General features: G+C 61.7%; 13 protein-coding genes. 7 read left to right on the forward strand and 6 right to left on the reverse strand.

Annotated features, from left to right (window positions below):
• Nucleotides 1-119: 119 nt before the first annotated feature.
• The 3 genes from GSQ81_RS11035 to GSQ81_RS11045 all read left to right on the forward strand — a co-directional run bounded on the left by GSQ81_RS11035 (nt 120) and on the right by GSQ81_RS11045 (nt 3,434).
• A complete protein-coding gene (locus GSQ81_RS11035; protein WP_158910798.1) occupies nt 120-731 on the forward strand; it encodes a D-sedoheptulose 7-phosphate isomerase in 612 nt (203 codons plus the stop codon).
• A gap of 89 nt (nt 732-820) precedes the next feature.
• The gene (gene mscL / locus GSQ81_RS11040) at nt 821-1,216 is read left to right on the forward strand and encodes a large conductance mechanosensitive channel protein MscL (protein WP_158910799.1); all 396 of its coding nucleotides are present in this window, start codon (nt 821-823) and stop codon (nt 1,214-1,216) included.
• Nucleotides 1,217-1,319: 103 nt separating this feature from the next.
• Nucleotides 1,320-3,434, forward strand: coding sequence for a M28 family metallopeptidase (locus GSQ81_RS11045; protein ID WP_158910800.1), 2,115 nt, complete (start codon nt 1,320-1,322; stop codon nt 3,432-3,434).
• A gap of 103 nt (nt 3,435-3,537) precedes the next feature.
• Here GSQ81_RS11045 and GSQ81_RS11050 read toward each other — a convergent pair whose 3' ends face one another.
• The 4 genes from GSQ81_RS11050 to GSQ81_RS11065 all read right to left on the reverse strand — a co-directional run bounded on the left by GSQ81_RS11050 (nt 3,538) and on the right by GSQ81_RS11065 (nt 7,932).
• Entirely contained in the window at nt 3,538-4,695 is a 1,158-nt protein-coding gene (locus GSQ81_RS11050; RefSeq protein ID WP_158910801.1) for a PLP-dependent aspartate aminotransferase family protein, read from the reverse strand.
• 84 nt (nt 4,696-4,779) lie between these two features.
• Nucleotides 4,780-5,694 carry a PLP-dependent cysteine synthase family protein gene (locus tag GSQ81_RS11055; protein ID WP_158912183.1) on the reverse strand — a complete coding sequence of 305 codons (915 nt, stop codon included), beginning with the start codon at nt 5,692-5,694 and terminating at the stop codon, nt 4,780-4,782.
• Nucleotides 5,694-6,818, reverse strand: coding sequence for a VWA domain-containing protein (locus GSQ81_RS11060; protein ID WP_158910802.1), 1,125 nt, complete (start codon nt 6,816-6,818; stop codon nt 5,694-5,696). Before GSQ81_RS11060 ends, GSQ81_RS11055 begins: the two co-directional genes overlap by 1 nt.
• Nucleotides 6,802-7,932, reverse strand: a complete 1,131-nt coding sequence (locus GSQ81_RS11065; RefSeq protein WP_254060126.1) for a VWA domain-containing protein — start codon at nt 7,930-7,932, stop codon at nt 6,802-6,804. Before GSQ81_RS11065 ends, GSQ81_RS11060 begins: the two co-directional genes overlap by 17 nt.
• A gap of 147 nt (nt 7,933-8,079) precedes the next feature.
• Here GSQ81_RS11065 and GSQ81_RS11070 point away from each other — a divergent pair, with 147 nt between their 5' ends.
• Both GSQ81_RS11070 and GSQ81_RS11075 read left to right on the forward strand, forming a co-directional pair.
• On the forward strand, nt 8,080-9,417 hold the full coding sequence (locus GSQ81_RS11070) for a DUF1015 domain-containing protein (protein WP_158910803.1): 1,338 nt from the start codon (nt 8,080-8,082) through the stop codon (nt 9,415-9,417).
• 264 nt (nt 9,418-9,681) lie between these two features.
• Nucleotides 9,682-10,365, forward strand: a complete 684-nt coding sequence (locus GSQ81_RS11075) for a hypothetical protein (RefSeq protein ID WP_158910804.1) — start codon at nt 9,682-9,684, stop codon at nt 10,363-10,365.
• Here GSQ81_RS11075 and GSQ81_RS11080 read toward each other — a convergent pair.
• Together GSQ81_RS11080 and GSQ81_RS11085 are read right to left on the reverse strand one after the other, a co-directional pair.
• A complete protein-coding gene (locus GSQ81_RS11080) occupies nt 10,362-10,841 on the reverse strand; it encodes a hypothetical protein (protein ID WP_158910805.1) in 480 nt (159 codons plus the stop codon). The two genes, GSQ81_RS11075 and GSQ81_RS11080, sit on opposite strands and share 4 nt — an antisense overlap.
• Nucleotides 10,838-11,509 (reverse strand): hypothetical protein, encoded by a 672-nt coding sequence (locus GSQ81_RS11085; RefSeq protein ID WP_216846420.1) that lies wholly within the window; start codon nt 11,507-11,509, stop codon nt 10,838-10,840. Before GSQ81_RS11085 ends, GSQ81_RS11080 begins: the two co-directional genes overlap by 4 nt.
• 265 nt (nt 11,510-11,774) lie before the next feature.
• Here GSQ81_RS11085 and GSQ81_RS11090 point away from each other — a divergent pair, with 265 nt between their 5' ends.
• On the forward strand, nt 11,775-12,524 hold the full coding sequence (locus GSQ81_RS11090) for an N-acetylmuramoyl-L-alanine amidase (RefSeq protein WP_158910807.1): 750 nt from the start codon (nt 11,775-11,777) through the stop codon (nt 12,522-12,524).
• Complete coding sequence (locus GSQ81_RS11095) at nt 12,521-13,243, forward strand: GerMN domain-containing protein (protein WP_158910808.1); 723 nt, start codon at nt 12,521-12,523, stop codon at nt 13,241-13,243. Before GSQ81_RS11090 ends, GSQ81_RS11095 begins: the two co-directional genes overlap by 4 nt.
• Nucleotides 13,244-13,409: the final 166 nt, after the last annotated feature.

Here is a 13,409-nt window from a genome sequence, read left to right on the forward strand (position 1 = left end):
CCTACCGCACAGCGCAAATTGTATCCCGCGTATTGATTTCCCTGCCTAGACAAAGCGCGTTTAACCGGGCAGCAGCATTCGCACGGTACCATTACAGATCAGCAAGATTACGGAGCCCGATGAAGGAACTCGTTCAAAAGCAACTGGCCCAGTCCATCGCCACCATGCAGGCCGTCCTCGACGACCCCCAGATCGCCGACACCCTCATCAGCATTGGCGAACTTACCGCCAAGGCCATGAAGGCCGGCAATAAACTGCTGGTCGCGGGCAACGGAGGCTCCGCGGCGGACGCCCAACATCTCGTCGCCGAGTTCGTCGTGCGACTCACCGTCAACAGGCCTGCTCTGCGAGCCATCGCCCTCACCACTGACTCCTCCATCCTCACCGCCACCGGCAACGACTTCGGCTTCGACCGCCTCTTCGAGCGTCAGGTCGAAGCCCTCGGCCAGCCCGGCGACGTCTTTCTCGGCATCTCCACCTCCGGCAACTCCCCCAACATCGTCAAAGCCCTTCACCAGGCCCAGAAGATGGGGATCACCACCATCGGCTTCACCGGAAACGACGGTGGAGAGATGCGCTGCCTCTGTAACTACAACATCGTCATCCCCTCGGTCGTCACCATGAACATTCAGGAGTCGCACCTCGCCCTCGAGCACATCTTCTGCATGATCGTCGAGCGCTTCACCTTCGGTGCCGACTTCGAGACCCGGCCCCAGATATTGAGCGAATAACTGCTCCAGCTCTTGCGCTAACCGAATCCTGCTGGCGTATACTCGGCGTGTTTTCTGAACTACAACTTTCGTTTCAAGGAGATCAACCGATGCTAAAAGGCTTTCGTGACTTCGTCCTACGTGGCAATGTCCTGGATCTGGCTGTCGCCGTTATCATTGGTGCGGCTTTCTCAACGATCGTCGCGTCCCTCACCAAGGACATCATCAATCCCCTGATAGCTGCATTTGTCGGCAAACCAGACTTCTCTGCCCTTGTGGCCCACATCCATGGCGGAGTCGTGACGTACGGCAACTTCATCAATGCGGTGATCGCCTTCTTCCTGCTCGCCTTCGTCATTTACTTCTTCCTTGTGCTTCCCTCCAATCATTTGCTGGCCAAGGTAAAAGGCCCCGCCGCCGTCACCAACAAGACCTGCGGCGAGTGCCTCTCGGAGATTCCCCTCGCCGCGCACCGCTGCAAGTTCTGCGGCCAGCCCGTCGCCTAAGGCCGGCGAAGTACAACGCCGTGCAGCGATGCCCACGCTCTAGCCGTGGGCATCGCTGCATCGCTGATTCCCCCGCCAACCAATCTTTTCCCAAGGCAAACCGTTGACCTCTCCCCGCATTCTGGCCATCCTGACCCTTTTCGCCGCCATCGCCGTCTCCGCGCAGCAGCCTGCGCCACAACAGGTCTTCGGCTATCGTGACTTCACCCAGCAGGCCAAATGGGACGCCGCTTTCATGACCGTACCCGACGCCAAGCTCGCCGGCGAGCACCTCAAGATCCTCACCGCCGAGCCTCACTGGGCCAGCTCCCCCGAGGACTACAAGACCGCCCTCTACGTCGCCGCCAAATTCAAGGCCGCTGGCCTCGAAACCAGCATCCTCCCCTACAAAGTTCTGCTCAACAAGCCCAAAAGCATCCTCATCGAAGCCTTCGATGCCGACGGCACCAGGCTCATGTCCGGCCCCACGCCCGAGCACGTCGATCCCATAAAATACGGCGGCGACCCCGGCCAGAACGATCCTCGCGTCCTCCCCGCCTTCAATGGATACTCCCCCTCCGGCGACGTCACCGCCCCGGTCGTCTACGCCAACTACGGCACCCTCGCCGACTTCAAAAAGCTCGCCGACCTCGGCATCAGCGTCAAGGACAAGATCGTCCTCGTCCGCTACGGACAAAACTTCCGCGGCGTCAAGGTCTACATCGCCCAGCAGTATGGAGCCAAAGGCGTCCTTATCTACTCCGACCCCGCCGACGACGGCTACTTCCGCGGCGACTCTTACCCCAAAGGACCCTTCCGCCCGGCCTCCGGCGTGCAACGCGGCTCGGTGCAGTTCCTGCCAATCTATCCCGGCGATCCTGAGACCCCCGGCATCGCCTCCACGCCCGATCTCCCCGACTCCCAGCGCACCAAAAATCCGATTGACCTGGCCTCCATCCCCTCCAACCCGATTTCTTATAAAGATGCAGAGCCGATTCTCAGGGCACTCGAAGGTCCCGAGACGCCACACGGATGGCAGGGCGCTCTGCCCTTCGCCTATCACCTCGGCGGCACCAATGCCGTGACCGTCCACATGAACATCCAGCAGGACTACGCCCTGCGCACCATCTGGGACGTCATCGGCAAGGTACCCGGCACCGACACCAGCGACAACTGGGTCATCGCCGGCAACCATCGCGACGCCTGGGTCTACGGCGCCGTCGATCCCAGCAGCGGCACCGCCGCCATGCTCGAGACCGTCCATGGCATCGGCGACCTGCTCAAGCAGGGCTGGAAGCCCAAACGCACCATCCTCTTCGCGAGTTGGGACGCCGAAGAAGAAGGCCTCGTCGGCTCCACCGAGTGGGTCGAGCAGCACGCCGCCGAGCTGCGCCACGCCGTCGCCTACTTCAACACCGACGTCAGTGTCTCCGGCCCCGACTTCAGCGCCGCTGCCGTGCCTTCGCTCAAGCAGTTCGTCCGCGAAGCCACCACTGAAGTCCCCAGCCCAAAAGGCGGCACCGTCTACGATCAGTGGAAGAAGGCCGAATCTCCCAAGGGGGACGACGCTAAAACCGAGACCACCGTCCCCATCGACAACCTCGGCTCCGGCTCCGACTACACGCCCTTCCTCCAACACGTCGGCGTCCCATCGACCGACATCGGCTCCGAAGGCCCCTACGGCGTCTATCACTCCACCTTCGACGACTACAACTGGTTCATCAAATTCGCCGACCCCACCTTCGTCTATGAGCAGGAGATGGCCCGCGTCTTCGGCCTCGAAGTCCTGCACATGGCCGACGCCGACGTGCTGCCCTACGACTACCAGCTCTACGGCAAAGAGACGCTGGGCTACCTCGAAGCCGCCCAACGCCACGCCGCAAAGGTCGGACTGAATCTCGACTTCACCGCCGCTCTGGCTGCAGCCAAGCGCTTCGCCGCCGCCGGTACCGCCATTCGCGCCGTCCAGCTCAACCCACCCGCCGACACCGCCCAGCTCAACGTTGCTCTGCGTGCCACCGAGGAGGCATTCCTCAATCAATCCGGCCTGCCCCACCGCCCTTGGTACAAGCACCTTATCTATGATCCCGGCGAGTACACCGGCTACGAGGCCGTGGTCATCCCCGGCGTCAACGAGGCCATCGAAGCCAACGACGCCTCGCGCGCCCAATCGCAACTAGCAGCCCTGACCGAAGCCCTCAACCACGCCGCCGACACCCTCGAGGCAGCCGCAAAATAGAGCTTTCCAAAACCATCGTCAGCCAACAAAAGCACGTCATCTCGACCGGAGCGAAGCGCAGTGGAGAGACCCCTGTATTTCGCCTTTGTCTTTTTTACCCGCTCTACCCCAGCCCATCCAAAGCCTGCCCCAAATCCGCGACGATATCCTCCACGTCCTCGATCCCCACGCTGATCCGCATCAGCCCATCGGTAATCCCCAGCCGAGCCCTGCCCTCCGCACCAACCGCCGCATGGGTCATGCTCGCCGGATGGCAGATCAGCGTCTCCACCCCACCGAGGCTCTCCGCCAGATAGCCCAGCCGCAACGCCTTCGCGAAAGCGTTCGCCCGCTCCAGCGAACCCAGCTCCACCGAGATCATTGACCCAAATCCGCTCTGCTGCCGCTTCGCCAGCTCATGCTGCGGATGCTCCGCAAGCCCCGGATAGAACACCCGCTTCACCGCCCTGTGGCCCTTCAGGAAATCGGCGACAACACGTCCATTCGCATCGTGCTGCTTCATCCGCACCGCCAGCGTCTTCACTCCGCGCAGCAGCAGATAGCTTTCAAACGGCGACAGAATCCCGCCCGTACACTTCTGCACAAACCGGAAGCGCTCCGCCTGCTCGGGCTTGGTGCAGACCAGAACACCGCCCAACCCATCCGAGTGCCCATTCAAAAACTTCGTCGTCGAATGCATCACGATGTCCGCGCCCAGCGCGATAGGCTGCTGCAAGTAGGGCGATAAGAAAGTGTTATCGACGCTCAACTCCACCCCACGCGCATGGCAGATATCGGCCACCGCGCGAATGTCCGTAATCGCCATCATCGGGTTGGTCGGCGTCTCGATGTGCACCAGCTTGGTCGCCGGTGTAATCGCCGACGCCACATTCTCCGCCACGCTGCTGTCCACATAGGTAAAGGTGAGCCCATAGTTAGCCATCACCTTGTCGAAGAGCCGCGCTGTGCCGCCATAGACATTGTCCGAGCACACCACATGGTCGCCCGCCTTCATCATGGTGCACATCGCCGTAATCGCAGCCATGCCGCTGGCAAACGCATGGGCGCTGGTCCCGCCTTCGAGCGAGCGCAGGCTCTCCTCCAGCGCATCGCGCGTCGGGTTCGTCAGCCGAGCATACTCATGCCCCTTGTTCTTGCCAATCTCTTCCTGCTGATAGGTCGAAGTCAGATAGATCGGCACATTCACCGCGCCCGTCAACTCATCCGGTTCCTGCCCATCATGGATCGCCCGCGTAGCAAATCCCAGCTTCTTCTCTGACATATTTCAACCCTCTGTCATTCTGAGCGCAGCGAAGAACCCCCGCATCTTGCTCGTAGCGCCACGAAAATCTCCGTAGCAAACCCCTCACCCCAAAATCCCCTTCGACAGATACCTCTCCGCCGAATCCGGAATCACCGTCACCACTCGTTTCCCCGTACCCAGCTCCCGAGCCACCTCCACCGCCGCATACAGCATCGCCCCCGCACTCGACCCCGCGAAGACACCCTCCTCCGCAGCCAGCCGCTTCACCATCGCAAACGCATGATCATCCATTACCTTGATGATCCGGTCACACACGCTCCGGTCAAACGTCACCGGCACAAACGCCACGCCGATCCCTTCGACCTTATGCGGTCCCGGCAAACCGCCCTGCAACACGCTGCCCTGCGTCTCCACCGCCACATTAATCCCCGACGGACGATGCGCCTTCAGAAATCGAGCCACGCCGGTAAACGTCCCTGCCGACCCGATGCCCGAGACCCACGCATCGACACGGCCTTCCATCTGCTCCCAGATCTCAACCGCCGTCGTCTGCTCATGAAAGTCCGGGTTCGCCGGATTCTCAAACTGCAACGCCGCAAACGCGCCTTCGGTCTCGGCCTCGTACTCCAGCGCCCGCCGAATCGCGCCAGCCATCCCTTCGGCCTCGGGAGTCCGCACCACCGTAGCTCCAAGCCCACGCATCAGGATGCACTTCTCCTCCGCAAATCCCTCCGGCACATACAGCATCACCCTGTAGCCGCGATTCACGCCGATCAGCGCCAGACCCACGCCGGTATTTCCTGCCGTCGCCTCCACAATCGTCGAACCCGGCCGCAGCACGCCACGCCGCTCGGCATCCAGAACAATCCCCAGCGCAGCCCTGTCCTTGATGCTGCCGCCCGGATTCAGAAACTCCAGCTTGGCCCAAATCTCCGCGCCGCCAGACGGGCTCAAATGCCCGAGCCGCACCATCGGCGTCTGCCCCACCAGATCGAGGATGCTCTCCGCAACCCGCATCACTGCTGCCGCTTCCCCGGATCGGTCAGCCCTTTGTCCGTGGTGGTGTCAGCATTCGCCACCTTGGGGAAGTACCCAGCCCGCGTCCGCACTGACAGCCTGCTCATCCCTTTTTCCTTGGCCTCGACATGCACCTGCCTGTATCCGCCCAGCGTAGGCGACTTGGTCGAGTGATACGCAATCGTGTACTGCGTCCGAATGTCTTTAGCGACCTCGGCCGCAATCTCGTCCACATCCTGCACCGACTTGGGGAAATAAGCCACGCCGCCCGTCTCCTCCGACAGCGCCTCCAGCACCCTGCGCGCATGACGCGCCTCGCGCTTGTCCGTATCCTGCCCAAACAGCAGGCCGATGCTGTAGATCACCGGGCCGTCGATATCCTGAATCCTGCGGATCGTCTGCTCCAGCGTCGCCGTCGAGGCATTGTCTTCGCCATCGGTAATCACCAACAGCACCTGCTTGGGATGCTTCGCATTCTTGGACGTGTAATCTGCCGACGCCACCAGCGCATCATAGAGCGCCGTCCCGCCGCTGGACTTGATATAGTCCAGCCCCTTCTGCAGCTTATTGATGTCGCTGGTAAAGTCCTGGTCGATGAACGCCTCCCACGAAAAGTCCACCACGAACGCCTCATCCTCTGGATTCGACAACTTCACCAGATCCAGCGAGGCCTCTTCCACCGCCGCCCGCTTGTCATACATCGACCCCGAGCTATCGATCAATATCCCCAGCGAGACCGGCAGGTCCTCGTGCCGGAATGACGAGATCGTCTGCGAAACTCCGTCCTCGTAGACATGAAAGGCGTCCTTGTCCAGCGTCTGGATCGAGCGCCCGCTGCCATCCACGACGGTAGCGTTCAGCCGCACCTCATACGCATTTTCACGGAGCGTATATCGTCCGCCGCCAGCCTTTTCAATCGTCTGCTGCGGAAGCCCCTGCGCCTCTCCCGTCGCCGGAGCAGCCTGCGTCTCGGGGTCCGGCGACGCCACCGGATCGCGGTCCACCGTCAGCGATGGTTGTCCTGTAGCTGGCTGCTGCGCCCACGCGCCCACCGGCGCAGTCCCCACCATCAACATCCCCGCCGCCAACGCCAGCGGCCAAAACCGGTTACTCCGAAGGTGCATAGTACCCCTGGCGATTGTGCACCGTCAGCGGGGGAAGCCCGGGCGGTGGAAGCAATCGTACCTTCAATTTACGCCAGTTCCCATCCTGTTTCAGCCCCGACGGCGTATATCCGATGACATATTCGTTGCGCAGCTCCGCGCTGATCCGTGCGGCAATATCTCCCAGCTCCGACACATCGTTCACGCGAAACATCCGCCCGCCTGTGGCATCGCACATATCCGCCAGCAGCAGTGGCCCGGTCTGCTCCTCGGGAGTCGGCGCATACGCGTCGAAGATCCCGATCGAATAGATCTGCACATCGCTCTCCCGCACTGCCCGGCGCAGCTCGCCCTCGGTATACCGGCTGCGGTTGTCGCCGCCGTCCGAGATAATCAGGAGCGCCTTGCGGTCGTACTTCGCCTCCTTCAGTTTGTCCACCGCCAGATAGACCGCGTCGATCAGCGCCGTCCGCTTCTCCGGCTTCAGCATCACCATCCGCGCCTCAACGTCGTCCACCTCCGACGTGTAGTCCACAATCACGGCCGGACGGTCGTTGAACCCCACCACAAAAAACTCGTCCTTCGGGTTCGACGTGCGTAGAAACTCCGTCAACGCCTTCTGCGAACGCATGAACTTCGACGTCATGCTCCCACTCAAATCGAAGACCACCCCAATCGATACCGGCGCGTCGTCGGTCGAAAAGCTCTTGATGGTCTGCCCTAGATTGTCGTCGAAGATCTGAAAGTTCTCCTTGTCCAGCCCCGTCACCAGCCGGTTCATCGGGTCGGTCACAGTCATCGGAACCAGCACCAGGTTCACGTCCACGCGAATCCGCGAATTTCGGTGCGAGGTAGCATGGGCCGCCACATTTCCCGCGCCCTCGAGCACCGGCTTCGCATCCTCCGGCGTCTTCTTCGGTGGAGGCGGAGCCTGCGTCTGCACCTGGTCCAGCGGGTTCTCCTGCGCCCGGGCCACACCGCCCCAGCCCATGGCGCACAGCATCAGAATCGAAACGGCAAGACCTCGCTTCAGCCAACAACCAAACGCATCGCCTGCACCCGGCATATCAGTACCCGTACCTTGCCTGAACCAGAGAAGGAATCTCCCACCATACGCCTTCAGCCAATCGACCACGCACGCAACTTACGCCGATCTTCGGTCCCCTGTGTCACTGGACGAGAACCAGCCCGTTGCGGTTGCCTCAAACCGTCGCTGACGCCACCAATTCACACAACACCCGTACAATAACCTCATACCCCATCTCTGGAGAAAACAAAAAGCATGGCCCGTATCTACCCCTTCCGCGCCCTTCGTTACGACACCTCCCGCGTCAAGATGGAGGACGTCGTCACTCAGCCCTACGACAAGATCACCCCGGCCATGCAGGAGCGCTACTACGAGACCAGCCCCTACAACCTGATCCGCGTCATCCTCGGCAAGCAGTTCCCCACCGACACCGACGACGAGAACACCTACACCCGCGCCGCCGAAACCCTCCACAACTGGCGCAAGGACAACATCCTCCGCGAAGAGGCCGAGCCTGCTCTCTACGGCTACTCCCAGACCTACACCGTTCCCCACACCGACGAGGTGCGCGAGCGCCGCGGCTTCATCGCCCTCGGCCACCTCTACGACTACGCCGACAAGGTCGTCTACCGCCACGAGCAGACCTTCCCCAAGCACAAGTCCGACCGCCTGAGCCTCTTCAAGGCCACCCGCGCCTACTGCGAGCAGATCTACATGCTCTACTCCGACCCCGCCTTCACCGCCGAAAAGCTCATCTTCGACAGCGGCTCAGCAGCCGACCTCGCCATCACCGACGAGTACGGCGTCGTCCACAAGGTCTGGAAGCTCACCGATCCGCAGCTCATCAACCTCCTCGTCACCGCCATGGCCGACAAGAAGCTCATCATCGCCGACGGCCACCACCGCTACGAGACCTCCGTCGCCTACGCCCAGGAACGTTCAGCACAGCTCAAGCTCTCCCTCGACCAGCCCTACATGGGCAATGACTCCAAGCTCGGCACCGGCCACCTCCCCGTCCCCGCCTTCCCCGAAGCAGCCATGATGATGACCTTCGTCAATATGGAGGCCCCCGGCATCACTATCCTGCCGACCCACCGCGTCGTCTACGACATCCCCGAGTTCAGCTCGCCTGACTTCATCACCAAGGCCTCGGCCTTCTTCGACATCGAGCAGCTCGACTCTCCCGACATCGGCATCCTCTCCAAAACTCCGGGCGTGGCCATCGTCGCCGCCACCGGAGACGGCAACTATCTGCTCAAGGCCAAAAAGGACGTCATCGCCAAGGAACTGGCGAACATCCCCACCCGCCAGGCCCAGCTCGACGTGGTCCAACTCCACTCCATCCTCCTCGATCGCATCCTCGGCCTCAGCTCCGATACCATCACCAAGCTCGGCAACGTCCGCTTCATCCGCGAAGTCGACGAGGCGGTCGGTCTGGTCACCAGCGGCGAAGCCGACGTAGCCTTCCTCATCAAGCCCATCACGCTCGACCAGCTCAAGGACGTCTCCCTCTCCATGGACGTCATGCCGCAGAAGTCCACCGACTTCTACCCCAAGCTCCTCAGCGGCCTGGCCATCTACGCCCTCGACTAAGCCAAACCCAAAGGCGCGGTCATCCCCCAGATGACCGCGTCACCCCCTCAAAAAAGCCGTCATTCTGAGCGCAGCGAAGAACCCCCGCATTTGCTTTTGCCGTTGTTTGTTCTTAAATGGGTAACGTTGGGGTTAAGACGCCGTTACGAAACTAGACTCTGAAGCAAGGAAGCTTTCCCCTCGCGTTGGGTTCCCAAGTGACGAGAAGAGCGTTTCTCGTTATCAATCGAAGCTCTCACGCTCGTCGTCCTATACTTGTGTGCAATGAGGGAACGTCCCAGCTTCAAAGACAATCTCACGGGCATCGTCACACGATCGCTTGCAGGGTTTACGCTTTCTTCCGCGCTCTGGCTCATGACCGTCATCTGGGGCGGCTTCGCCTTTCTCGGCTTCAGCCTCTGGCTGAGCGGCGAAGAAGATCTCTTCATCGCTCCGTGGTGGATGCGAATCATTCAGGGACTTTTCATCGTTGCCGTGATCGCTGTCTCCTACCGCATCGCAAGACATCTGCCTACGACAACCAGCCGTTACACCGGCCGCCCATCAAGCACGTACACGATGCCCTACGTCGCTGCTGTGTTCTGCTTCCTCGTGAGTCATGGCCTCCTTTGGGGCGGCCTTCATCATCTGCATCCCGGACGCGAGATCACACTGCGCGGCACGGTCACTGCCTCCGGCATCCGCCACGGCAAGGCCTCGGGCGGACACGGTGACTGGGTCGACCTTCAGCTCCAGGGCCACCCTGGCATCACGCATCTTGAAACCAATGAGAGCTTCGCCATCTACAGCGACAACGGCGCGCAGGACACCTATCAATGCTCGCTCAACGATACACGGCCAGGCGACACCCTCGACCTGCGTGGCAATCAGTCACAGTGGGGCTTCGCCGTTACGCGCTTCATCCCCATCAATCAGCGTCTGCTTCAGGCCTGCAGCACAAGCCGTTAAATACGCTGTCCTGTGCGCGACTGCAGCTCCGCCAGAACCGCGCGCCGGTCGCTCGATGAAAGTTGCCCACCAAACAAGATCACCTCACCATCCCGCAGATGCAGCGCGATACTGTCCCCCAGCATCGTGCTGTGCTTCGACTCCACACTGGCAATCGAGTGATACGGAATCTTCCGCGAGGGTGCCGCGGTCATTCGCGCGATCGCACCCGCGCGCGGTCCCATGGCGCTGGTATCCAGCAGTAACAACTCGTCAGAGCCGAACGCCACTAGCACGGCACCACCAAAGTGCAGAAACGCTGCGCCAATCGCGAACATCGCTGCCGTGAATATCCACGGCCCGATGGTCGTCGGAATCCAATGCTGGTCGATACCATAGCGGTCGACCCACGGCGCGAAACCCAGGACGGAGAATACGCACGCAATCCCCACGCGGCGCGCGGGTGCAATCCTGAACTCCTGTCGGCTGCTTCTCATCGCGCCCCGTGCTTCCGATATACGCCCGACAGGGTCACGCCCATGCCGCCGCACGGCGAGTTCGTATCCTCACGCACCCCATCGTCCACCAGCAGGAGCGCGCCGCTCCGACGCAGAGTCACACGACACTGTGCGTCGCCGTCATTGAAGAAAGTTGCTATCTTTTCGCCGCCTGCCTCAGCGATCTTGATTGGGCCTTGTGCGGCACCCGTCCGCACGTTCTCGGCGCTTACTGCGTAGGTCGCATCCGCATCCGCATACAAGCCATCCTTGCTTGTACGGACGTGTATTGTCGATTTGCCATCCATTCTCACCCATGTGCCGGCCCAATCCTCTGTTGCTACAGTCCATGACGCAGAATGAAGCGCTTCCGTCTTCAACCATCCTGTCGTCTGCCGTCTTCCATTAAGAAAAGCAGCGCAAACAAATGTTCCCACCTGCTGTCCCGTTAGCACCACGTTCCCTTGCACCAGGTACGCAGTCTTCCGGCAACGCTCGCCAGCTGTCGGACACTCCGGCGGCTCGCTGCCGTAGAACCAGGCCTTTGCCACCGACACGACTGCCTGCTTCGCCTGTGCAATATCACCGGGAAACAAATAGGCATCGCACTCCTGCGCGTGCAGCGGAGCGGCCCCTGCCATCGCACTCACGACGCAAACGATACACAACCAGTTCCATTTTCCAAACATGATTGTTGGATGCAAATGCCGCTTATGATGCCCCGATGCCGGGAGCAGTTCCTTGCTCACCTTACGTCACCTACGTCGGTCCTGAGAAGCCGGATTCTCTTCTCCGATTTGGTTCTGACAGCTGAATTGTGGAGTGCAAGTTTTGTAACAGGCTCGTTAAGCCTTCCTTTTCACATTTACGAGGAATCAACACCTTCACCCCTCTGCCACAATCCCCCCAACCAATTACAATCAACCCAATCCATTGACTCCCCCCCGGAAGCAATTCGCCGCCGCCATCCTGCTCACCCTCAGCAGCTTCGCGTCGCTCGCCCAAACCCCTCAGCCAGTCCAGCCACCAGCCACCAAACCTCCGCTGACGGTCCCCTTCACACCAAAGCGCACCCTCATCCTCATCGACCCCGCCCACGGAGGGCCTGACACCGGAGCCCACCTCCCCAACGATCTCCTCGAAAAAGACATCACCCTCGCCTTCAACAACCGCCTCCGCGCCCTGCTCTCCGCGAACAACTTCGCCGTCATCTCCACCCGCACCTCCGACCCAGCCGCCGCCTTCACCACCGACCAGCGCGCCGAGATCGCCAATCACGACCACCCTGCCGTTTGCCTCACCCTTCACGCCACCAGCAGCGGCTCCGGCATCCACCTCTTCACCTCCACGCTCACTCCGCCCGAGCACCCCACCCACATCCTCCACTGGAACACAGCACAAGCCGCCTCCGTCCCCGACAGCCGTCTCATCGCCAACCAGATCGGCGTCGCTCTGCTCCAGGCGAAGCTCCCCGTCATCCTCGGACAGGCCACCATCCCTCCGCTCGACAACCTCATCTGCCCTGCCATCGCCATCGAGCTGGCTCCGCTGCCTAACGGCACCGCCACGCCCACCCCGGTCTCCAACGCCAACTACCAGCAGCAAGCCGCCGAAGCCATCGTCGCTGCCCTCACCCAATGGCGCACCGAAACCGCAGCCAATGCCGACGGAGCCGCGCAATGATCCCCCGCTACCAGCGCATCCTCTTCTGGAGCCTCATCGGCGGCATCTTCCTCATGGGCGCCTTCCTCATTCATGGCTGCCAGCAGGCGCACAAGCGCCTCACCGCGCTCAACGATGCCACCCCCATCGCCGCGCCCACCACCGCCAGCACCCAGGACGTCACCCTCTACCTCGCCAACGACGCCGACGGCTCCATCGCGCCCGACCAACAGCAGATCGCCCTGCCACAAGACCCTACCCTCCGCGCCCGCGCCCTGCTCGAACATCTGCTCGGCGAATATTCCCTCCCCACCTCCGCCCACGTCCTGCAGAGCGGCCCCGCCGTCGATGACGTCTTCTTCCTTCCCCTCCCTATCACCGCCCCCGCGCCCACCAATACCCTCAGCGCAACTACAGGCCTCCCCCAGCAGCAAAAAGCCGCTCCGGCCAATCCCGCAAAATCGACCGGCGAAATGGCCGTCGTCAATCTTCACGGCAGCTTCGTAGAGAACCACCCCTCCGGCATCGAAGTAGAAAACCTGACCCTGCTCTCGATCATCGGCACCCTCCACGCCGCCTTCCCAAAAATCACCGAGGTGCGCTTCCTGGTCGACGGCCAGGCCCACGATACCCTCGCCGGCCACGCCGACCTCAAGCGCTCCTACCCCGCCATCGACACCACAACCACCCCAACCCAGCCCGAAGCCGCACCCACCCCGCAGGAACCGAATCAGCCATGACCGTTAAGCCCGTTAAGACCCCACCGCAACTGCTTCCCCCCAATCCCACCATCGGCGTCTTCGACTCCGGCTTCGGCGGCCTCACCGTCCTCCGCGACCTGCTCCCGCTCATCCCCGGCGCGCGCTACATCTACCTCGGCGATACCGCCCGCCTGCCCTACGGCTC

Origin of the sequence: Granulicella sp. L56, from assembly GCF_009765835.1 — a bacterium.
Lineage (GTDB): Bacteria > Acidobacteriota > Terriglobia > Terriglobales > Acidobacteriaceae > Edaphobacter.